This is a genomic window from Pseudomonas sp. XK-1 (assembly GCF_038069885.1).
Classification (GTDB): Bacteria; Pseudomonadota; Gammaproteobacteria; order Pseudomonadales; family Pseudomonadaceae; genus Aquipseudomonas.
Genome location: NZ_JBBPES010000005.1, coordinates 322,525 through 341,855, shown reverse-complemented (window position 1 = coordinate 341,855; position 19,331 = coordinate 322,525). Strand labels below are relative to the sequence as shown.

General features: G+C 62.8%; 23 protein-coding genes and 1 pseudogene. 13 read left to right on the top strand and 11 right to left on the bottom strand.

What is annotated here, in order from left to right:
• Positions 1-66 precede the first annotated feature (66 nt).
• Entirely contained in the window at positions 67-549 is a 483-nt protein-coding gene (gene smpB / locus WMW70_RS15445) for an SsrA-binding protein SmpB (protein WP_341438349.1), read from the top strand.
• A gap of 62 nt (positions 550-611) precedes the next feature.
• On the opposite strand, the gene WMW70_RS15440 is transcribed toward smpB, so the two are convergent.
• Positions 612-1,241, bottom strand: a complete 630-nt coding sequence (locus WMW70_RS15440; RefSeq protein WP_341438348.1) for a LysE family translocator — start codon at positions 1,239-1,241, stop codon at positions 612-614.
• Positions 1,242-1,323: 82 nt separating this feature from the next.
• Between WMW70_RS15440 and WMW70_RS15435 the strand changes: the two genes are divergently transcribed.
• From WMW70_RS15435 to WMW70_RS15420, 4 genes are all read left to right on the top strand, one after another.
• Positions 1,324-2,289: a 2-hydroxyacid dehydrogenase gene (locus WMW70_RS15435; protein WP_341438347.1), complete on the top strand. Its 966-nt coding sequence runs from the start codon at positions 1,324-1,326 to the stop codon at positions 2,287-2,289.
• A 79-nt stretch (positions 2,290-2,368) separates the two neighbouring features.
• Positions 2,369-3,367: a class I SAM-dependent methyltransferase gene (locus WMW70_RS15430; protein WP_341438346.1), complete on the top strand. Its 999-nt coding sequence runs from the start codon at positions 2,369-2,371 to the stop codon at positions 3,365-3,367.
• 238 nt (positions 3,368-3,605) lie between these two features.
• The gene (locus WMW70_RS15425) at positions 3,606-4,190 is read left to right on the top strand and encodes a TMEM165/GDT1 family protein (RefSeq protein ID WP_341438345.1); all 585 of its coding nucleotides are present in this window, start codon (positions 3,606-3,608) and stop codon (positions 4,188-4,190) included.
• Positions 4,191-4,299: 109 nt separating this feature from the next.
• A complete protein-coding gene (locus WMW70_RS15420; RefSeq protein ID WP_341438344.1) occupies positions 4,300-4,743 on the top strand; it encodes an ester cyclase in 444 nt (147 codons plus the stop codon).
• A 62-nt stretch (positions 4,744-4,805) separates the two neighbouring features.
• Here the strand turns inward: WMW70_RS15420 and WMW70_RS15415 are convergent, their stop codons facing one another.
• Positions 4,806-5,618, bottom strand: a complete 813-nt coding sequence (locus tag WMW70_RS15415; protein ID WP_341438343.1) for a M48 family metallopeptidase — start codon at positions 5,616-5,618, stop codon at positions 4,806-4,808.
• 220 nt (positions 5,619-5,838) lie between these two features.
• Between WMW70_RS15415 and WMW70_RS22150 the strand changes: the two are divergent.
• Positions 5,839-7,131, top strand: a pseudogene (locus tag WMW70_RS22150) (HAMP domain-containing protein); the annotation flags it as partial.
• A gap of 15 nt (positions 7,132-7,146) precedes the next feature.
• A complete protein-coding gene (locus tag WMW70_RS22145; protein ID WP_445942154.1) occupies positions 7,147-7,989 on the top strand; it encodes a methyl-accepting chemotaxis protein in 843 nt (280 codons plus the stop codon).
• 17 nt (positions 7,990-8,006) lie between these two features.
• Here WMW70_RS22145 and WMW70_RS15405 read toward each other — a convergent pair whose 3' ends face one another.
• From WMW70_RS15405 to WMW70_RS15395, 3 genes are all read right to left on the bottom strand, one after another.
• Positions 8,007-8,624, bottom strand: coding sequence for an SOS response-associated peptidase (locus WMW70_RS15405; RefSeq protein ID WP_341438341.1), 618 nt, complete (start codon positions 8,622-8,624; stop codon positions 8,007-8,009).
• A 67-nt stretch (positions 8,625-8,691) separates the two neighbouring features.
• The gene (locus WMW70_RS15400) at positions 8,692-8,952 is read right to left on the bottom strand and encodes a putative signal transducing protein (RefSeq protein ID WP_341438340.1); all 261 of its coding nucleotides are present in this window, start codon (positions 8,950-8,952) and stop codon (positions 8,692-8,694) included.
• Positions 8,952-9,134, bottom strand: a complete 183-nt coding sequence (locus WMW70_RS15395) for a CPXCG motif-containing cysteine-rich protein (RefSeq protein ID WP_341438339.1) — start codon at positions 9,132-9,134, stop codon at positions 8,952-8,954. The genes WMW70_RS15400 and WMW70_RS15395 overlap by 1 nt, the downstream gene beginning before the upstream one ends.
• A 142-nt stretch (positions 9,135-9,276) precedes the next feature.
• Between WMW70_RS15395 and WMW70_RS15390 the strand changes: the two genes are divergently transcribed.
• Positions 9,277-10,440, top strand: a complete 1,164-nt coding sequence (locus WMW70_RS15390) for a 1-acyl-sn-glycerol-3-phosphate acyltransferase (RefSeq protein WP_341438338.1) — start codon at positions 9,277-9,279, stop codon at positions 10,438-10,440.
• A gap of 45 nt (positions 10,441-10,485) precedes the next feature.
• On the opposite strand, the gene WMW70_RS15385 is transcribed toward WMW70_RS15390, so the two are convergent.
• A complete protein-coding gene (locus WMW70_RS15385) occupies positions 10,486-10,773 on the bottom strand; it encodes a hypothetical protein (protein ID WP_341438337.1) in 288 nt (95 codons plus the stop codon).
• Positions 10,774-11,032: 259 nt separating this feature from the next.
• Between WMW70_RS15385 and WMW70_RS15380 the strand changes: the two genes are divergently transcribed.
• Positions 11,033-11,239, top strand: a complete 207-nt coding sequence (locus WMW70_RS15380; protein ID WP_325503181.1) for a hypothetical protein — start codon at positions 11,033-11,035, stop codon at positions 11,237-11,239.
• Between the two features lie 77 nt (positions 11,240-11,316).
• On the opposite strand, the gene WMW70_RS15375 is transcribed toward WMW70_RS15380, so the two are convergent.
• Complete coding sequence (locus WMW70_RS15375; RefSeq protein WP_341438336.1) at positions 11,317-11,898, bottom strand: YajG family lipoprotein; 582 nt, start codon at positions 11,896-11,898, stop codon at positions 11,317-11,319.
• Positions 11,899-12,067: 169 nt separating this feature from the next.
• Here WMW70_RS15375 and WMW70_RS15370 point away from each other — a divergent pair, with 169 nt between their 5' ends.
• Entirely contained in the window at positions 12,068-12,301 is a 234-nt protein-coding gene (locus tag WMW70_RS15370; RefSeq protein WP_341438335.1) for a hypothetical protein, read from the top strand.
• Between the two features lie 463 nt (positions 12,302-12,764).
• On the top strand, positions 12,765-14,276 hold the full coding sequence (mqo, locus tag WMW70_RS15365; protein WP_341438334.1) for a malate dehydrogenase (quinone): 1,512 nt from the start codon (positions 12,765-12,767) through the stop codon (positions 14,274-14,276).
• Between the two features lie 185 nt (positions 14,277-14,461).
• Here the strand turns inward: mqo and WMW70_RS15360 are convergent, their stop codons facing one another.
• The 3 genes from WMW70_RS15360 to WMW70_RS15350 all read right to left on the bottom strand — a co-directional run bounded on the left by WMW70_RS15360 (position 14,462) and on the right by WMW70_RS15350 (position 15,752).
• Complete coding sequence (locus tag WMW70_RS15360) at positions 14,462-14,818, bottom strand: PilZ domain-containing protein (protein WP_341438473.1); 357 nt, start codon at positions 14,816-14,818, stop codon at positions 14,462-14,464.
• Positions 14,819-14,884: 66 nt separating this feature from the next.
• Entirely contained in the window at positions 14,885-15,307 is a 423-nt protein-coding gene (locus tag WMW70_RS15355) for a DUF4124 domain-containing protein (protein WP_341438333.1), read from the bottom strand.
• A 70-nt stretch (positions 15,308-15,377) separates the two neighbouring features.
• Positions 15,378-15,752: a tetratricopeptide repeat protein gene (locus tag WMW70_RS15350; RefSeq protein WP_341438332.1), complete on the bottom strand. Its 375-nt coding sequence runs from the start codon at positions 15,750-15,752 to the stop codon at positions 15,378-15,380.
• A 147-nt stretch (positions 15,753-15,899) separates the two neighbouring features.
• Between WMW70_RS15350 and WMW70_RS15345 the strand changes: the two genes are divergently transcribed.
• Together WMW70_RS15345 and pyk are read left to right on the top strand one after the other, a co-directional pair.
• Positions 15,900-16,706, top strand: a complete 807-nt coding sequence (locus tag WMW70_RS15345) for a tetratricopeptide repeat protein (protein WP_341438331.1) — start codon at positions 15,900-15,902, stop codon at positions 16,704-16,706.
• 279 nt (positions 16,707-16,985) lie between these two features.
• The gene (pyk, locus tag WMW70_RS15340; RefSeq protein ID WP_341438330.1) at positions 16,986-18,437 is read left to right on the top strand and encodes a pyruvate kinase; all 1,452 of its coding nucleotides are present in this window, start codon (positions 16,986-16,988) and stop codon (positions 18,435-18,437) included.
• Between the two features lie 107 nt (positions 18,438-18,544).
• Here pyk and WMW70_RS15335 read toward each other — a convergent pair whose 3' ends face one another.
• The gene (locus WMW70_RS15335) at positions 18,545-19,318 is read right to left on the bottom strand and encodes an enoyl-CoA hydratase (RefSeq protein ID WP_341438329.1); all 774 of its coding nucleotides are present in this window, start codon (positions 19,316-19,318) and stop codon (positions 18,545-18,547) included.
• Positions 19,319-19,331: the final 13 nt, after the last annotated feature.

Genomic DNA, 19,331 nt, shown 5'->3' with positions numbered 1-19,331 from the left:
AATCCCGCGTTTTGCCCTGCTCAGCACATGGCGCCCGCGCCACTGACTCCCTATAATGCGCGCCCTATGGCTAAACAAAAGAAACATCCGCAAGGCACCATCGCCCAGAACAAGAAGGCGATGCACGACTACTTCGTCGAATCCAGGTTCGAGGCAGGCTTGGTCCTGGCCGGCTGGGAAGTGAAAAGTCTGCGCGCCGGCAAGGCCCAGCTGGTCGACAGCTACGTGCTGCTTAAAGACGGCGAAGCCTGGCTGATGGGCTGCCACATCACCCCCCTGAAGACGGCCAGCACCCACGTGATCGCCGACCCGACGCGCACCCGCAAACTGCTGCTGAACAAACGCGAACTGGACAAGCTGTTCAGTGCCGTACAGCAGAAGGGCTATGCCTGCGTGGCGTTGTCGATTTACTGGAAAGCGCACTTGATCAAGTGCGAGATCGCCCTGGCCAAGGGCAAGAAGGACTTCGACAAGCGCCACACCGAGAAGGAACGCGACGCCGACCGCGAAGTGCAGCGGGCTATGCGCAGCAAAGGCAAAGACGACTGAACAGGTTGTGTACTACAAAAAACGCCCCGCAAATGCGGGGCGTTTTTGTTTCAGCGGCTCGCTTAGCGCAACTCAGTAAAAGCCAGTTTGACGCCCAGCCCCACCAGCACGGTGCCCATCAAACGGTCGAACCAGTGCCCCATGCGTGCGAAACCGGCGCGTACTCGCTGGTGACTGAACAGTTGCGCGACCATGCAGAACCACAGCGCGGTCGCCACGGCCAGATAAACCCCGTAGCCCGCCTGCACCGGCAGCGGCGTATGCGGGTTGATCACCACGGTAAACAGCGAGAGGAAGAACAGCGTGGCCTTGGGGTTCAGACCATTGGTCACAAAGCCGGCGACAAAGGCGGCGCGAGGCGAACGCACGCCCGCACCCAGGCTCAGCTCGGCCTCATCTGGACGGGCCGGCTTGGCGCGCAGCGCCTTGATGCCGATATACAGCAGATAAGCAGCGGCCAGCCACTTCAGGGCATTGAACAGCACGATCGACTGCGACACGATCAGGCCGATGCCCAGCAGTGAATAGGCCACATGGATAAAGATCCCGCAGCCCACGCCTATCGCACTGAAGATGCCGGCACGCCGCCCATGGGCGACACTTTCGCGCACCACAATGGCGAAATCCGGCCCTGGACTGGCCACCGCCAGCAGGTGGATCAGGGCCACAGCTAAAAACTCAGTCCAGTACATGGGGGCGACTCCGCGTGTCGAAATGATTCTGCTAGGCTCGCCACATTACCCCCAGCCCCGACCTGCAGGATAGATACAGCTGATGAGCAACAGTCCCCGCGCGGTATTTCTCGACCACAGCTCCCTCGACTTGGGCGACCTCGATCTTTCAGCCCTGGAACAATGCTTTGCCGAGCTGCAGCTGTACCCACAGAGCAGCAAGGCCGAGGCCATCGAACGCCTGCAGGGCGCTCAGGTGGCCATCAGCAACAAGGTGCCCCTCGACGCCGAGGTATTTGCCGCCTGCCCCGACCTCAGGCTGGTACTGGTCGCCGCCACCGGCACCAACCCCTTCGACCTGGCTGCCGCCCGCGCCCACGGCGTGGCCGTGTGCAACTGCCAGGGCTACGGCACGCCTTCGGTGGCGCAACATACCCTGATGCTGTTGCTCGCCCTGGCCACCCGCCTGCCCGACTACCAGCAGGATGTGCGCGCCGGCCGCTGGCAGCAGTCGTCGCAGTTCTGCCTGCTCGACCACCCGATCATCGAGCTGCATGGCAAGACCCTCGGCCTGCTCGGCCACGGCGAACTGGGCAGCGCGGTGGCCAGACTGGCCGAAGCCTTCGGCATGCGCGTGCTGCTCGGTCAGTTGCCGGGCCGCCCACCACGGGCAGACCGTTTGCCGCTGGATGAGTTGCTGCCGCAGGTCGATGCCCTGACCCTGCACTGCCCGCTAAACCGCGACACCCTGAATCTGATCGGTGCCCGCGAACTCAGCCTGATGAAAGCCACGGCGTTTGTCATCAATACCGCCCGCGGCGGCCTGATCAACGAACAGGCCCTGGCCGACGCCCTGCGCGCCGGCCATCTGGGAGGTGCCGCCACTGACGTGCTGACCCAGGAGCCGCCGCAGGACGACAACCCGCTGCTCGCCGCCGATATCCCGCGCCTGATCATCACCCCGCACAGCGCCTGGGGCAGCCGCGAGGCCCGCCAGCGCATCGTCGCGCAGATAAGCGAAAACGCTTTAGCATTCTTCAACGGCGCAGCCATACGTGTAGTCAACTAGGGTCTGTTGCCGTTTCAACGCGGTTTGCGCTGAAACGGCAACAGACCCTAAGCTACGCGACTTTTTTCGAGGAGCACCCATGGACCCGCGAAGCGAAGTACTGCTGCGCCAGGCTGAACTGTTCAAGGGCCCGCTATTGCTTGCCGGCCTGCCGGCCGACGACCTGCTCGGCCAGCTGCCCGAGGCCCATGGCTGGAGCTGGCACGCCGGCGAACAAAGCCTGCTGGAAACGCGCTTTGCCGGGCGCTGCCACTTCGGCACCCAGCCTGGCGAGCGCGACTTCCAGGCAGCCGTGCTGTTTCTGCCGAAATCCCGCGAACTGAGCGAATACCTGCTCAATGCCCTGGCGGCGCGCCTGGACGGGCGCGAGCTGTTTCTGGTCGGCGAAAAACGCGGCGGTATCGAGCGCGCCGCCAAACACCTGAGCGCCTTCGGCCAGGCGCGCAAGCTCGACAGCGCCCGCCATTGCCAGCTCTGGCAGGTACGGGTGACCCAGCCCCCGGCAGTGCCCGATCTGCACAGCCTGGCGCAACGCTATCAACTGCCGCTTAGCGACGGGCCGCTGACGGTGATCAGCCTGCCCGGGGTTTTCAGCCACGGCCGCCTGGATGTCGGCAGCGCCCTGCTGCTGGAGCATCTGGACAACCTGCCAAGCGGGCATCTGCTGGACTTCGGCTGCGGAGCCGGGGTGCTCGGCGCGACCCTGAAACGGCGCTACCCGGACAGCCAGATCACCCTGCTGGATGTCGACGCCTTTGCCGTCGAGAGCAGCCGCCTGACCCTGGCCGCCAATGGCCTGCAGGCCGAGGTGATCAGCGGCGACGGCATCGATGCCGCCCCCACGGGTCTGAGCGCCATCCTCAGCAACCCGCCCTTCCATCAGGGCGTGCATACCCACTACCAGGCCACCGAACACCTGCTGCGCCAGGCCAGCCGGCACCTGCAGGCCAAGGGCGAACTGCGCCTGGTGGCCAACAGCTTCCTCAAATACCCGCCGCTGATCGAGCAATACCTCGGCCCCTGCCAGACCCTGGCCGATGCCAAGGGCTTTCGCATCTACCGCGCGGTAAAAAACTGACTTGCCCAATACCCAACTAGCGGGCAGAATGCGCCCGTCCTAGGGGAGTAGTCTCCCGCGAGCGCCAGCTCGCCCGGCACCCGTCAACATACTTGCTCCGCAGAGCATGGCGCGTGCGACCCAAGGCCCACTCAGAGGGGCCTGCGGTTTGACCAGACCTATGACACGCACACCTTACCCGGGGCGGGAAGGCTGTACGTGTCATAGCCATGTCAACCCGCCCCTTTAGGAAAGCCTGATGCTCGAATCCCTGTTTGTTCCAACCTTTATCGTTGCCCTGGCCGAAATTGGCGACAAGACGCAACTGCTCGCCCTGCTTTTGGCCGCGCGCTTTCGCAAACCCTGGCCGATCATCAGCGGCATCGTGGTCGCCACCCTGGCCAACCACTTCCTCGCCGGTGCGATGGGCAACTGGGTCGCCGGTTTCTTCTCCCCCGCCACGCTGAGCTGGGTGCTCGCCGCCAGCTTTGTTGCGGTGGCTCTGTGGACCCTGATTCCCGACAAACTGGATGACGACGAAAGCTCCAGCTTCAAGCGCTACGGCCCGTTCCTGACCACCCTGATTGCCTTCTTCCTTGCGGAGATGGGCGACAAGACCCAGGTCGCCACGGTGATGCTGGCGGCGCAATACCCGCACTTCCTGCTGGTGGTACTCGGCACCACCCTGGGCATGCTGGTCGCCAACGTGCCAGTGGTACTGGCCGGCAACTTCGCCGCCGAACGCCTACCCCTGACCCTGATTCGCCGCCTGGCCGCAGCAGCCTTTGCAGCCCTGGCCCTGTATGCCGGCTATCAGGCACTCGTCTTTAGCGGCCTGGCATGACAATAGCCTGACGCCACCTCACTGGCGTTTCGGCCAATCGGAATATCCCCTGACGCTGCTAAAGTGCGCCGAATGTTGCTCACCATAGCCAGCAGTCAGGGAGACAAACATGTCGCTGGATGACCGGAAAAAGGTGGTACGCCACCATATCGATCTGTCGTGGAACAAAGGCCGCCTGGCCTTGGCGGAACAGCTGCACAGCAGGGATTTTCTCTACAAAAGCTCCTTTATCGGCCGCCCGCTCAGCAGCCCGGCCTTCATCGAGATGGTGCTCGACATCCGCCACGCCATGCCCGACCTGCAGGTGGTGATCGAGGAATGCATTGCCGAAGACTACAAGGTGGTCACCTGGAGCACCCTGATCGGCACCATCCAGAAGCCCGCCCTGGGTTACCCACCGAGCGACAAGATCCTGAGCATCTCGGCCATGGCCTTCTGGACCCTCAACCCGGCCAACGAAATCCAGGAAATCTGCACCATGTTCGACATGGAGAGCTTCCGCTCGCAGCTCGGTCTGGCCACGCAGCCTTTTGCCGCCAAGGCCCTGCCCTAAGCCTACGTAAAGCACAAAAAATAAAGCCCTCATCAGAGGGCTTTATTACGACTGCGGTCGGTTTAACGCGCCTGTTCGTAGAGCGGCATCACCTTGGGGATAGCGGCCTGCAAGGCCGTGATCCGGTGGTCCGACGAAGGGTGAGTACTCATAAACTCAGGCGGTGCGCCGCCACCAGCCCGCGCCATCTTCTGCCACAGGCTGACGGCCGCATTGGGGTTGTAGCCGGCACGCGCCGCCAGTTCCAAGCCCAGCAGATCGGCCTCGTTCTCGTTACCCCGGCTGTTGGGCAAGGTCAGGCTGTACTGCGCCACGGTATCGGCCATGGCCATACCGCCCTCGCCCAGGCCGAGCAAGGCACCCGCGCCCTGCTTGGCCAGCGCCACGCCATAGGCCCGGGACATCGCCTCGCGGCTGTGCTCGCGCAGGGCATGGGCCATTTCATGGCCCATGATCGCGGCGATTTCATCGTCGCTGAGCTGCAGCTTCTCGATGATCCCGCTGTAGAAGATGATCTTGCCGCCCGGCCCGCAGTTGGCATTCAGTTCGGGGCTCTTGATCAGATTGACTTCCCACTGCCACTGCGCGGCATCGGGGCGGAAACGCGGAGCCTGCTTGATCAGCCGACTGGCGATCGCCTGAAGACGCTTGGCATTCGGGCTGGTCTTGTCCAGCACCCCCTTGCTCGATGCCTCACCCAGCGTCTGCTTATAGGACTGGGCATACATCTGATTAACTTCCTGGGACGACAGCATGCTGAACATGTACTGCTTGCGTTCGACCCCCACAGCGCCACCGCTGGTGGTATTCACCGCCTGGCATCCTGCCAGCAACAGGGCCGCGCTCAGAGCGCTAATGGATAACAATTTGGCCATGGTAAAACTCCTTGAGAGAACCGCTACATCCTAGGCCGCCGCCCCCGGGCGAACAACCACTAACTTGCTCTATGCCGGCAAGCGAACTATAGGATCTATCTGGCCCTTATCGCGGGGCAGATAAGACGGCAATAAAACCTAAATACATACGGCGATTAAGGATTATCTCCGCCCCGGCCGATAAGCCATTACCGGCCTTGCTTTCACGCGTGGAGTATCCATGAACTTTCGTTCGATCCAGACCACCATTGCCACCCTGGCCGGAGCCTGCATCCTCGCCATAGTCGCCGCCCTGATCTTCTACGCCCTGTATGCCAGCGACCGCACCCAGGCTCTGACCCAGGCACGCACCCAGGGATTGCTCGAACAGCTTATCGAGCAGCGCCTGAGCGCCCTGGCCCAGACCCAGGTCCTGCAGATCCAGCGCGAGCTGGAATACCCGCTGGCGATTACCGCCGAGCTGGCCAATAGCAACCGCCTGCTGGGCGTTACCGGAGCCGACGGAAGCGCCCTGCTCTCGGTCAGCCGCGAGGAAATGCTCAACCTGGCCCGCGAAACCCTGGTCCAGCACCCCAAACTGCTGAGCACCTACATCGGCTGGGAACCCAACGCCTTTGACAACAGCGACGACATCTATGCCGGCAGCCAGCAGCCGGGCATGTCCGACGCCGGGCGTTTCGTGCCCTGGTGGTACCGCAACGACGATGGCAGCCTGGCCCTGGACCGCCTGAATGATCTGGAAGATGAAAAACTGCTGCCCACCGGCGTGCGCGCCGGCGAGTACTACCTGTGCCCGAGGGACAATAAACAGGCCTGCGTGACCGATCCTGCGCCTTACGAAATGGGCGGCAAGACAGTGATGCTGGCCTCCTTCGTCAGCCCGATCCTGGTCGATGAGCAGTTTATGGGCATGGTCGGAGCCGATCTGGCGGTCAACTTTATCCAGGAGCTGTTGGTCAATGCCGACCGCCAGCTCTATGACGGTGCCGGCGAGATCTCGCTGATCTCCAACAACGGCCGCCTGATCGCCTCGACCCAGGCACCCGACAAACTCGGCAGCCCGGCCACCGAGCTGCTCGACGCCAACGAACTGGACAACCTCAAGAGCCTGGTTCCCGGGCAGATCATCTATGACACCGACCATGCAACCGATTCCGCCGACAGCCATATCGAACTGTTTCTGTCCTTCGCCGTCGGCAACACCTCGGCGCGCTGGACCCTGATGCTGGTGCTGCCGCTCGATACGGTGATGGCCGAACTGCAACTGTTGCACAACGACCTGAGTGCCCAGCGCCAGGCCGACACTCTGAACATGACCCTGGTCGGTCTGCTGATTGCCGCGCTTGGCCTGCTGCTGATCTGGCTGGTCAGTCGCGGCATTGCCCAGCCGCTGAAGCGCATGGTGGCCATGCTCGACGATATCGCCCAGGGCGACGGCGACCTCACCCGACGCCTGCAGGTCGACCGCGCGGACGAACTGGGCGATATCGCCAAGGGCTTCAACACCTTCCTGGGCAAGCTGCAAAGCATGATCACCCAGGTGGTCGGCTCGGTGCAGAAGGTCAGCGACTCATCCGAACACACCGCAGACATCGCCATCCGCACCAACCAGGGGGTACAGAAGCAGCTCTCGGAGATCGAGATGGTCGCCACCGCCGTGCACCAGATGACCGCCACCGCCCAGGATGTGGCGCGCAACGCCACCCATGCGGCCGAAGCAGCCAATCACGCGGACCAGGCGGCCAATCAGGGCAGACAGACCGTACAGCACACCGCCGATGCGATTGCCGCCCTGGCCGAGGAAATCGGCCGCGCGGTGACCGTGGTGCAGACCCTGGCCAAGGACAGCGAAAACATCAACGCCATTCTGGTGGCGATTCGCGGTATCGCCGAGCAGACCAACCTGCTCGCACTCAACGCCGCCATCGAGGCCGCGCGTGCCGGCGAACAGGGCCGTGGCTTTGCCGTGGTGGCCGACGAGGTGCGCAACCTGGCGCAAAAAACCCAGCAGGCCACCGAAGAAATCCAGAGCATGATCCAGCAGCTGCAGCACGGCACCCGTGAGGTGGTGAAGGTGATGGAGGACAGCCAAAGCAAGACCGAGATCAGCGTGCAGCAGGCCAACCAGGCGGCCACGGCGCTGCAATCAATTACCCAGGCCGTGTCGGTGATCAACGACATGAACACCCAGATCGCCAGCGCGGCCGAGGAGCAGAGCGCGGTGGCCGAAGACATCAACCGCAACGTCAGCAATATCGGCCAGGTGGCCAACGAAGTGGCCAGCGGTGCAGATGAGGCCAGCCAGGCCAGCGCCGAACTGACCAAGCTGGCCGAGCAGCAGCGCCGCCTGATCAACCAGTTCAAGGTTTAAGGGCCACTGCAGGCGAATCAGGCCGGGGTCAGGCACTCCGGCCCATCGAGTTTGGGATCATTGACCAGATTGGCCAGCACCCGCTCGCGCAGTTGCGGCTGAGGCCGCGCCAGCAGCGCCAGCAGGTCGCTGTGCGGCGTATCGGCGGCCAGCCAGGCTGCCTGGTCCGCCTCATCCAGAATCAACGGCCGGCGCTGACTGGCCGCCGCCTGGGTCACCACCGCCGCGCTCAGATACACGCAGCCGTCCACCGGATAGGCTTCCCACAGGGCCGCGAAATACAGCGGACTCGCCTCCCCCGTCAGCCAGTAGGGGCGCTTGCGCGCCGAACCACGCCATTCGTAGAAGCCGTTGGCCGGCAACAGGCCGCGACGCAGGCGAAAGGCCTCGCGAAACATCGGCTGATCCGCCAGGGTTTCCGCCCGGGCCTGGGCCGGGGTCTTGCTCAGATCGGTCAGCCAGGGCGGCGTCAGCCCCCAGCGCACCCGCGCCAGCTGCCGCGCGCCGTCGACGTTGCGCAGCAGCAACACCTGAGCATTGGGCGAAATGCTCCAGTGCGGTAACTGGTCAGCGGGGAAACCGGGAATGGCCGCGAAGGCAGGCGTCCAACGGAACAGGGCAAAGCGTCCACACATGGGGCAACTCTAGGGGAAGTCAGGATAGGGGCTGGGTGCGCCGGCGCAACGTACCGGCAGCGGCCGCTCAGCAGAGCAGCGTGCCCTGAAAACTCTCCGGCTCTTCGCCGGGGAGGGGTTGCGCGGCATTGTACGCGGCGATCAGGGCTTGTGCGCTCTGCGCCTGCTCATCCTCGACCAGCACCCCGAGCAGGCCGCACGCCGGCAGCTCGCCCACCGCGCCGGCCAGATGCTGCCCCGTCAGATAGGCCTCGATACCCTCGCTGGCGAGCATGCTCAGCAGCAGTTCGCCCTCCATCAGGTCCTGCGGTTCATAGACGCGCTGCATCAGTCATTCTCCCCGCGCACATCCAGCGTCCAGTCTTCGCCATCGGTGTGCAGCGAAAAAACGATGGGCCGGCAGCACACCGGGCAGTCCTCGATGTACTCCTGATCCCCGGCCGACAGATCCAGCATGGCCTCGACCTGCTCACCGCAGTAAGGGCATTGATAATCCTGGCTTTCCAGCATCACAGCCTCCGTGTGACTTGGGCGTATAATCGCCGGTCTATAGCTGGCCCGACAGCGGGCGAACAGCATTGCTTGCAGCCATGCGCGACTTAACTGCGCGCTGCCTGGGCTCCTCCACAGCCAACCACGACAAGAGAGCATGATGGGCGAATTCGATGCCATCCGACCTTACGCCGACGCCGAAGTCCCCGCCGTTCTGGCGCGCCTGCTGGCGGACGATGTGTTTCTCGACATCCTTACCCAGTTCCGCTTCCCGCGCCTGGCGGCTCCATTGGGCTGGCTGCTTAAACCACTTATAGCCTATCGCCTGCGTCTTGAGTTCCGCGATGTCGATTCGGTCGCCGCGCTGCAGGCCCGAATCGAAACCTATGTCGACCGCACCATCGAGCGCGCAACCGACGGCGTGACCTACTCCGGCATCGAACACCTGCAGGCCGGCTGCGCCTACCTGTTCCTCGCCAACCACCGCGATATCGTCATGGACCCGGCGTTCGTCAACTATGCGGTGTACCACGCCGGGCTGCCGACTCCGCGCATCGCAATTGGCGACAACCTGCTGCAGAAGCCCTTCGTCAGCGACCTGATGCGCCTGAACAAGAGCTTTATCGTGCACCGCTCGATCAGCGGCCGGCGGGAAAAGCTGGCGGCCTATCAACTGCTCTCGGCCTATATCAACCACTCGATCCGCACGGACAACGAATCCATCTGGATTGCCCAGGCCGAAGGTCGAGCCAAGGACGGCGACGACCGTACCGATTCGGCGATCCTCAAGATGTTCCATATGAGCCGCAAGGGCGAAGCCTTCGCCGAGGTAATCGGCTCCCTGCGCCTGACCCCGGTATCGATCAGCTACGAATACGATCCCTGTGACCAGGCCAAGGCCCGTGAGCTGTTTATCCGCGCCAGCAGCGGCAGTTACAGCAAGGCCGCGGGCGAAGACGACCAGAGCATCGCCCTCGGCATCACTGGCTACAAGGGGCGCGTGCATGTGCACTTCGGCAGCGTGGTCAGCCAGGGACTGGAAGACAGCAAGCAACTGGCCGCCGAGATGGACCGTCAGATCCTCAGCGGCTACCGGCTGTTTCCCGTGCACTACCTGGCCTACGCCATGTGGGCCGAGCGTGATCCCGAGCTGAACGTGCCCGACGCCGCGCAACTGTTTTCAGCCGCCGAACTGGCGGCGGCCCAGGCTGAATGGCACAAGCGCCTGAGTAACTGCCCGAGCGAGCAGCAACCCTTCCTGATCCTGCAATATGCCAACCCGGTGCGGAACCAGTATCGGATCAAGGCCGGCCTGCCGCTCTAGCAGGCCATACAGCCAGCGCCTGCACCGGGCGCTGGCGCTAGCGGGTTAAAGACCGGTACTGACCCAGGACAGCAGCAGCGCCAGGGCCAGGGTCGCGTAGCCGAAGCCGTTGAAGAAGCGGTTCAGACGCAGCGTCGGCTCATCGAAAACGCAGGCCTGCCCGGCCACATCATCCATCTCGCTGCCGGCGATCAGGCGCGCCATCGCCCGCTGCTCGCGTATGCGGGTCGCCAGCAGCAGCCAGGCACCGGCCAGGCCGAAGAACAGGGCCAGACCATTGAGCATCTGCCCCGGTTGACCAAGAAATAACGACCAGAGTGTCTGCATAGACATGATCGACCTCAATTTCCTGCAGCGATGCGGCGATCGGCCGCAGCTGAACATTCATCACGCCCGAATAGGTTCTCGGGCCGCCAAAACACGGCGCGGAGTCTACCTAAGGGGCCTTGCACCAGGGTTGCTTTCCGACGAACAGCAAGAAACATGACTAACCGGTCTAAACATTGTCACAAGCCTGGTCTATGGTCTAACACTTGCTCTGTGCGCACCTTACACCGAGCCGGAACAGAACCCGCCACGGAGGAACAGGCCCATGCTGCACGCTCAACCCCAAGATCGTGATTACCTGATTGACTCGCTGGACGAAGTGGACGCCGTCATCGACGAACTGTCCTTTAATGTGCAAGACCACAACTGGCTGGTTTATTGCGCCCTCGGCGGGCATGAGCACTATGCCCTGCCGGAAATCGACGAGCAGACCGGCATCAGCCTGCCAGAGCTTTTCAGCCAGGCCGCCTGAGCCTGCCTGGGTTGCCCCAGCCCCATAAAAAACGCCCGGACGAGTCCGGGCGTTTTTTATGGGCGTAATCGCCGCCTTTACTGCTGAAGCATTTGCCCGATGGTCGGGTCCTTGAAGGCGCGGGTCAGGGCATCACTGAGCACGTCGCTGATCAGCTTGGTATTGGTCGCCTGGTTAGGTGCCATACCGAAACGTTGGTTGAGCGAGGCACCGTAACGGCCGCTGTAGCGCCGGCTGCTGTTCTGCACATCGGAGCGGAAGGTGGCGGTGATATTCGCCTCGGTCACATACAGACCTTCTTTCGGCGACTGATACTTCAGCTCGGCCAGGGTCAGGGTCAGCTGCGGCGCATTGTAGGCATTGGCCGTGGGGGTAAAGCCGAGCAGGCGGACGGCCGCTTCGGCCTGGGCCTGCAGCTTGGGCAGGATGTCCTGGCCGCTAACACTGATCGCACTGGTTTCCGGGTAGAGACCGCCACGAGTGCCCAGTACTGGCGACGGCCGGCCGTCGGCCACGCGTACGACGACCGGCTGGCCCTGGCCGACTGCTGTCAATGGGCTGTTGATCTTGAGTTGCGGGCTGAGTTGTTGCGGGCTGTGGGCGCAGCCAACCAGGGTCAGGCTGGCAACGGCCACCAGACCAAGCAGTAGACGATGCATGCTCATCTCTCCAATAAAAGGGGCGAAAGTGGCGCGCAGTATAACCGCGGTGCAAACGCCTGACAGCGCTGCTTTTTGGAACCTTTTACGGCGCAACTGGTTCCCGTCACAGCCTTGTCACGTGGCCATGGCATAAGACTTTAGTCGTCCAAAGCCTGAGTCATTCGCCATGTTTTCACTGTTTGCCTTGTTCGCCCCTGCCCGTCCTCTGCGCGCTTTCGCCCTGCTCAACAGTCAGGGCATCTGCCGCTCCCTGCGCCAGTCAGCCCAGGCCCCACTAAGCGCGGGCTGGGTCGAGGTCACTCAGGTCAACCTCAGCTGGCTCGATCAACCCCTGCCGGGCAGCGCCATAATTCCCCAATCCAGAGTCCAGGCACGCCCCCGCACCGCGCTGCCGGCCTGACCGACGGAAGAAGAAAAGTCACGCCAGGCGATCAATTTTTCCGCTTTGCCCTTATAATCTCGCCCCGATTATAAGGACGCCTCCTGATCGGGCCTTGCCCTCACGCCGATGCCGCACTGATCGGCCACCGCCCCAGAGAGTCGCCCACTTCGCGCTGCCCCTCCGGTTGCCGCCTTCGCCCATAACGTAAACGCCTGCAGCATGGCTGCGGCTGCTTTGCGCGGGCACAAAGGCAACCCCCACGCAGACGTGCTTTTTGAGGTTCACGGCTCCAAAAGAGCGTGAAAAAAACGGTTTTAAAAACTTCACAAGAGTGTGGCGAAAATGAACGATCTTGCGGCAGGCATCAGCTTCCTGGGTCTTACTTCCTTTTATCCAGAGCATCTCGGCGACTTCTGATCGGCCGTGTTTTATGCACAGGCCTTCTAACGTCTATTGAGTGCTGGTTTGCGGAGAAGTAGTAATGGCGCAGAACGATTACGAAACGATGGATGTGGTGCTGGTGGGAGCCGGCATCATGAGCGCGACCTTGGCCGTGCTGCTGAAGGAGCTCGACCCCGGCATCAAGCTGGAAGTGCTCGAGATGATGGACGCCGGGGCGCTGGAGAGTTCCAACCCCTGGAACAATGCCGGCACCGGCCATGCCGGCCTGTGTGAGTTGAATTACACGCCGGAAGCGGAAGATGGCTCGATCGACATCAAGAAGTCGGTGACCATCAACACCCAGTTCGAGGAGTCCAAGCAGTTCTGGGCCTACCTGGTCGAGAAAGGTCGCTTCGGCACGCCTCAGTCCTTTATCAACCCCATTCCTCACCTGAGCTTCGTACGCGGCCAGAAAGGTATCGACTTCCTCAAGAAGCGCTTCAAGGCGCTGACTGTGCACCATGCCTTTGCGGACATGGAATACACCGAGGACCGCGCCACCCTGCAGGAGTGGATGCCGCTGATGATGCCGGGCCGCGATCCCAACGAGCCGATTGCAGCCACCCGCGTCATGGCCGGCACCGACGTCAACTTTGGCAATCTGACCAAAAGCCTGCTGGCTCATGTTGGCCAACAGCCGCAAGCCAAGGTCACCTGCAGCCAAAAAGTCGTCGGCCTGGCCCGCAACGGCCAGGGCTGGCGAGTCAGCGTCAAGGACCAGCAGAACGGCAGCAGCCGTGAAATCCAGGCCAAGTTCGTCTTCCTCGGCGCTGGCGGCGCGGCGCTGCCGCTGCTGCAGATGTCCGGCATCGAGGAAGGCAAAGGCTTTGGCGGCTTCCCGGTCAGCGGCATGTGGCTGCGCTGCGACAACCAGGACGTGGTTCGGCAGCACCAATCCAAGGTCTACAGCCAGGCTGCGGTCGGTTCGCCACCCATGTCGGTACCGCACCTGGATACCCGCATGGTGGATGGCAAGACCTCGCTGCTGTTCGGCCCTTACGCCGGCTTCACCACCAAGTTCCTCAAGCGCGGTTCGTTCCTCGATCTACCGCTGTCGATCCGCTTCAACAACATCGGTCCGATGCTGGCGGTGGCCCGCGACAACTTCGACCTGACCCGCTACCTGGTCAAGGAAGTGCTGCAATCCGAAGCCCAGCGCCTGGAAACCCTGCGTGGTTTCTACCCCCTGGCCAAGGCCGAGGACTGGAGCCTGGAGGTGGCTGGTCAGCGCGTGCAGATCATCAAGAAGGACGCCAAGAACGGCGGCATCCTGCAGTTCGGCACCGAACTGGTGGCGGCCAAGGACGGCACCATCGCCGCCCTGCTCGGTGCCTCGCCTGGTGCCTCGGTGACGGTGTCGATCATGCTTGACCTGATCCAGCGCTGCTTCCCCGAGCAGGTCGCTTCGGCGCAGTGGCAGACCAAGCTGGCCGAGATCTTCCCGGCCATGGGCAAGGTGCTGGCCAACGATGCCGAGCGCTACCGCGAAGTCCAGGCCCGTTCCGATGCGCTGCTGCAACTGGAACCCCTGGAGCAGCCGGTCAACGCCTAAGCTGGCCCCTGAAAAAAACCGCCTCTCGGGGCGGTTTTTTTATGGCCGTTAACAATAACGTTTCTGTAGGAGCGGGCTTGTCCGCGAAGATTTAACGCAGATATGCCAGAGCGATTGGCTAAGGGCAGCAAGAACGGTGGGGACCCGGTGCGCGGCGCACCCTATGGGTGGTGTATTCGCCTGGCTTAAGCGGACGCCGCCAGGGGATGGAAGCTGAAGTAGTGACGCAGGGCGTCGACCATTTCCACGTAATCGGCGGGTGGAGCGACCAGGGCAAATCCCGAGTCGTAATAACCCGGAGTGACATCCTCACGGCTCCACTGGCAGGTGGCGGAGAAGTCGATAAAGTGCGGCTCGAGCTGGCCGGGGATTTTCAGGCGCATATCGAAACGCGCCCCAACCAGCAGCGGCAGCTGGCTGATCAGCAACAGGCCGTCCAGGGACACATTGCCGATGTAGCCCATCGGCTTGTCGGTGATGCGATTGAACACCTTCAGGTAGTACGGCAACTGATGGCGTTCGATGCGGCGCTGAACATGCATAGACATAATGGCAAATCGCTATGGATGGCCATTGAGTATGACCCCACTACTGCGGGTAAACCAGTTTCAGGAGCAGCGCTCTGACACCCGGTCACGCAACTGACGACGAGTGGTATCGAGCTCCTCGTCACTGAGGTAGTTGCGCTGGCCGTCCGCGGTTTCCTGGTAGTAGCGCAGGCCTTCGGGAATCTCCGCGAGCATGCGGCGCAATTTATTGCATTCGTTCGCCCGCTCGGCCCGGCTCTGGGCCGCCGCAGCCGAAGCCTGAGCCTGCTCTTCACGGCGTGCGTCATAAAAGCGGCTGGCGCGGGCTTCACGCTCACGGGTCAGCTCGTCGCGCTCGACCACCTGGGGCTTGACCTCGATCACCTCGGCACCCGCCGCGGCGGGGCGCTGGCCGAAATGCACCTGGCCATTGGCGTCGGTCCAGCGATAGATTTCCGCAGCCGCCAACCCCGGCACGAGCAACAGGCATAACAACGCACGCATGGAATCCCTCCCGATCAAGTCCCAAGCTTAATGCCCGACCCGGCGGGCTTCGGCACTCGTCGACCAGCGGTCAAGGGCTGACGGCAGACACCTTGGCTGGTTCGACCGGACTATCATGCCCAAGCTGACGCAGGGTTTCCAGGCGCGCGCGGGCGCGGTAGGCATATTCACTGGTGGGATAGCGGGCGACGATGAAGCGGTAGGTCTGCAGCGCATCGACAAACAATGCCTGACGCTCCAGACACTGCCCGCGCAGCAGGGAAATCTCCGGCTGTATATAGCTGCGCGAACGGCTGTAACGCTCGGCCTTGGACAGGTAGAGCATCACTTCCTCACATTCGCCACGCTCATAGGCCTGGTAGGCATTGTTCAGATTGCTGTCCAGGCGATGGCGGCTGCACCCCAGCATGCTGAACAGCACCACCACGATCACTAGAATTCGCATAGCCTTCTCCTTATATGGGCAGTGTATCGACCGCCGGGGGAAATTCTTCAGGCCCATATCCTCCGATGGGTCTTGGCCATCCTGGCTAGCCCGGCCAGCCGCGCCTGGCTAGACTGGCGCGACCCGGCTATTCGCCCTGGAGTCGTCATGCCCATCGCTCACCGCCTGTTGCCCCTGGTCTGTCTTGGCCTGCTCAGTGCCTGCTCCCCCACCACCCCGCTGTTTATCGCCCAGGTGGCCACCCATGAAGTGGTGGAATACAAGACCCTGAAGAATAACCGCATGCTCGCCGCCATCGAAGAGGAAGGCGACCTGCTGACCTACAGCGCCCAGGCCATCCGCGATAACAAAAGCGAAAAGGCCGAACAACTCTACCTGACCGGCTACCACGACGAGAATCTCAGCAACGAAGTCCGTGCCATCAGCCTGTACCAGAGCGGCCTGCTCTATATGAACCGCTTTAACGAACAGCGTGATGACAGCAAGGCCCTCAACTACTTCTCCCAGGTACTTAACGAATTCCCCGCCAGCCGTGCGGCCGAGCGGGCCGAGGCGCGCATCGTGATGATCCGCCAACGCGCCAAAGAACCGGTACAAAAAACTTCACGCGAACTACTCGCCCACTGGAAACCCAACCAGAAACTCGACCTGTACAAGCCCAGCCTCGACCCGGACATGACCCTGCTGTCACGCCGCGCCGTGCTGAAGAACCGCGTCGACGAGGCCGAGGAGCTCTACCTGCTGGCCTTGAGCGACCCCGGTATCCCCGCCGACATCAAGGAAAAGGCCCTCTACCAACTCGCCCTGATGTACCTGGCCCCCGACAACCCCAGCGCCAGCCGCGACAAGGCCATCTCCTACCTGCGCCGTCTGCTGGTGCAATACCCGCAGAGCGAGCTGAGCATCAAGGCCGCCCGCCATCTGGATCAGGCGCTGAACCGCGCCACGTTCTAGCCCCAGGCGGCCGGCGCATCAATGCTCAGCAAGCCGCTCCAGTAGGGTGCGCCGTGCGCACCGAGCAATCTGCGCATTGCTGAGCAATGCCACTCCGGACCAAGGGCTTTGCCAAGAGCCCGCGGCTTACGCGGGTAAGCACTGGCACTCACCCCACTGCCTACATCACCGACTACTTAGCCGCCCACGAAACCAGTTACCGAGGTAGTGCAGAGGAACAATGACTACAGGGTTGCGCCATAGTAGCCTCGTGCTCATTCGCAACTCAGGAGTCAGTGCATGACCATTCGCCGCACCAAAATCGTCGCCACCCTCGGCCCGGCCAGCAACTCGCCCGAAGTCCTCGAGCAACTGATTCTCGCCGGCCTCGATGTGGCCCGCCTGAACTTCTCCCATGGCACCCCCGACGAGCACAAGGCGCGCGCCAAACTGGTCCGCGATCTCGCCGCCAAGCATGGCCGCCATGTTGCCCTGCTCGGCGACCTGCAAGGCCCGAAGATCCGCATCGCCAAATTTGCCGACAAGCGTATCGAACTGAAGGTCGGCGACCGCTTCACCTTCTCCACCAGCCACCCACTGACGGCCGGTACCCGGGACATCGTCGGCATCGACTACCCCGACCTGGTCAAGGACTGCGGCGTCGGCGACGAGTTGCTGCTCGACGACGGCCGCGTGGTGATGCGCGTGGAAAGCGCTACCGGCGACGCGCTGCACTGCGAAGTGATCATTGGCGGCCCGCTGTCCGACCATAAAGGCATCAACCGCCGCGGTGGCGGCCTGACCGCCCCGGCCCTGACCGAAAAAGACAAAGCCGATATCAAGCTCGCCGCAGAGATGGAGCTGGATTACCTGGCCGTGTCCTTCCCGCGCGACGCTTCGGATATGGAGTACGCGCGTAAGCTGCGCGACGAGTCCGGCGGCACTGCCTGGCTGGTGGCCAAGATCGAACGCGCCGAAGCCGTAGCCGACGACGAAACCCTCGACGGCCTGATCCGCGCCAGTGACGCGGTCATGGTGGCCCGGGGCGATCTGGGCGTGGAAATCGGCGACGCCGAGCTGTGCGGCATCCAGAAGAAAATCATTCTGCACGCGCGCCGCCACAACAAGGCGGTGATCACGGCCACGCAGATGATGGAGTCGATGATCCAGAATCCGATGCCGACCCGAGCCGAAGTTTCCGACGTGGCCAATGCCGTGCTCGACTACACCGATGCGGTGATGCTCTCGGCGGAAAGCGCCGCCGGTGCCTACCCACTGGAAGCGGTGCAAGCCATGGCGCGCATCTGCCTGGGCGCGGAAAAGCACCCGACCAGCAAGAAATCCAGCCACCGCATGGGCACCGAGTTCGAGCGTTGCGACGAAAGCATCGCCCTGGCGGCCATGTACACCGCCAACCACTTCCCCGGCGTCAAGGCGATCATCGCCCTCACCGAAAGTGGCTACACGCCGCTGATCATGTCGCGCATCCGCTCCTCGGTGCCGATCTTCGCCTTCTCCCCGCACCGCGAAACCCAGGCCCGCGCGGCCATGTTCCGTGGCGTCTATACCGTGCCCTTCGACCCGGCGGCGCTGCAGCCCAGCGAAGTCAGCCAGGCGGCGGTGGACGAGCTGCTCAAGCGCGGCGTGGTGCAGGCCGGCGACTGGGTGATCCTGACCAAGGGCGACAGCTACCACACCATCGGCGGCACCAACACCATGAAGCTGCTGCATGTAGGCGAAGCGCTGGTTTAAAGCGCAAGCAATGCAAAAGGCCGCTCAATTGAGCGGCCTTTTGCTATTCGTAGCCTGCGGGGCCACCTACCAGGAGCACTGAAGCCCCCTGGTGCGCACGGCACACCCTACGCGAACTTGGAGAAATCCGGCGTGCGCCGCTGCATAAAGGCTGTCAGCGCTTCGATGGCTTCTGGCGAACGCAGGCGCTGGCCGAACAGCGCGCCCTCCTCCTCGATTACCCGGCGCAGCTCTTCACGCCCTGGCCCACGCATCAGGCGTTTGCTGTCTGCCACCGCTGCGGGGGCCAGTTGCTGAAAGCGCAGGGCCATTTCCCGGGCCTTGGCCAGGGTTGCTGCACCGCTCTCCAGCGCCTGATTGGCGATACCCCAGGTAGCGGCCTGCTCGCCGCTAAAACTTTGCCCGAGCAGCAACAGTTCGGCGGCACGGGCATGGCCGAGCAGACGCGGCAAAATCAGGCTGGAGCCATATTCGGGACACAGGCCGAGGTTGACGAAGGGCATCTTCAGGGTTGCATCGCCGCTGACATAGACCAGGTCGCAGTGCAGCAGCATGGTCGTGCCGATGCCCACCGCAGGGCCGTTGACTGCCGCCACCACCGGCTTGCTGAACTCGAACAGCGCCTGCATAAACTGGAACACTTCGCTGTTCAGCCCACTGGGCGGAGCCTGGATAAAGTCGGCCACATCATTGCCACTGGTAAAGCAGCTCTCGCCACCGGTGATCAGCACAGCGCGTACACTTTTATCCTGATCGACCTGCAGCAGCACTTCGGCCATGCCGCTGTACATGGCGCGGGTCAGGGCATTCTTCTTGTCCGGGCGGTGCATGCGTAGGGTCAGCAAGCCCTGCTCGCGCTCAACCAGTAGATGCTCACTCATCGTCTATCCTCGC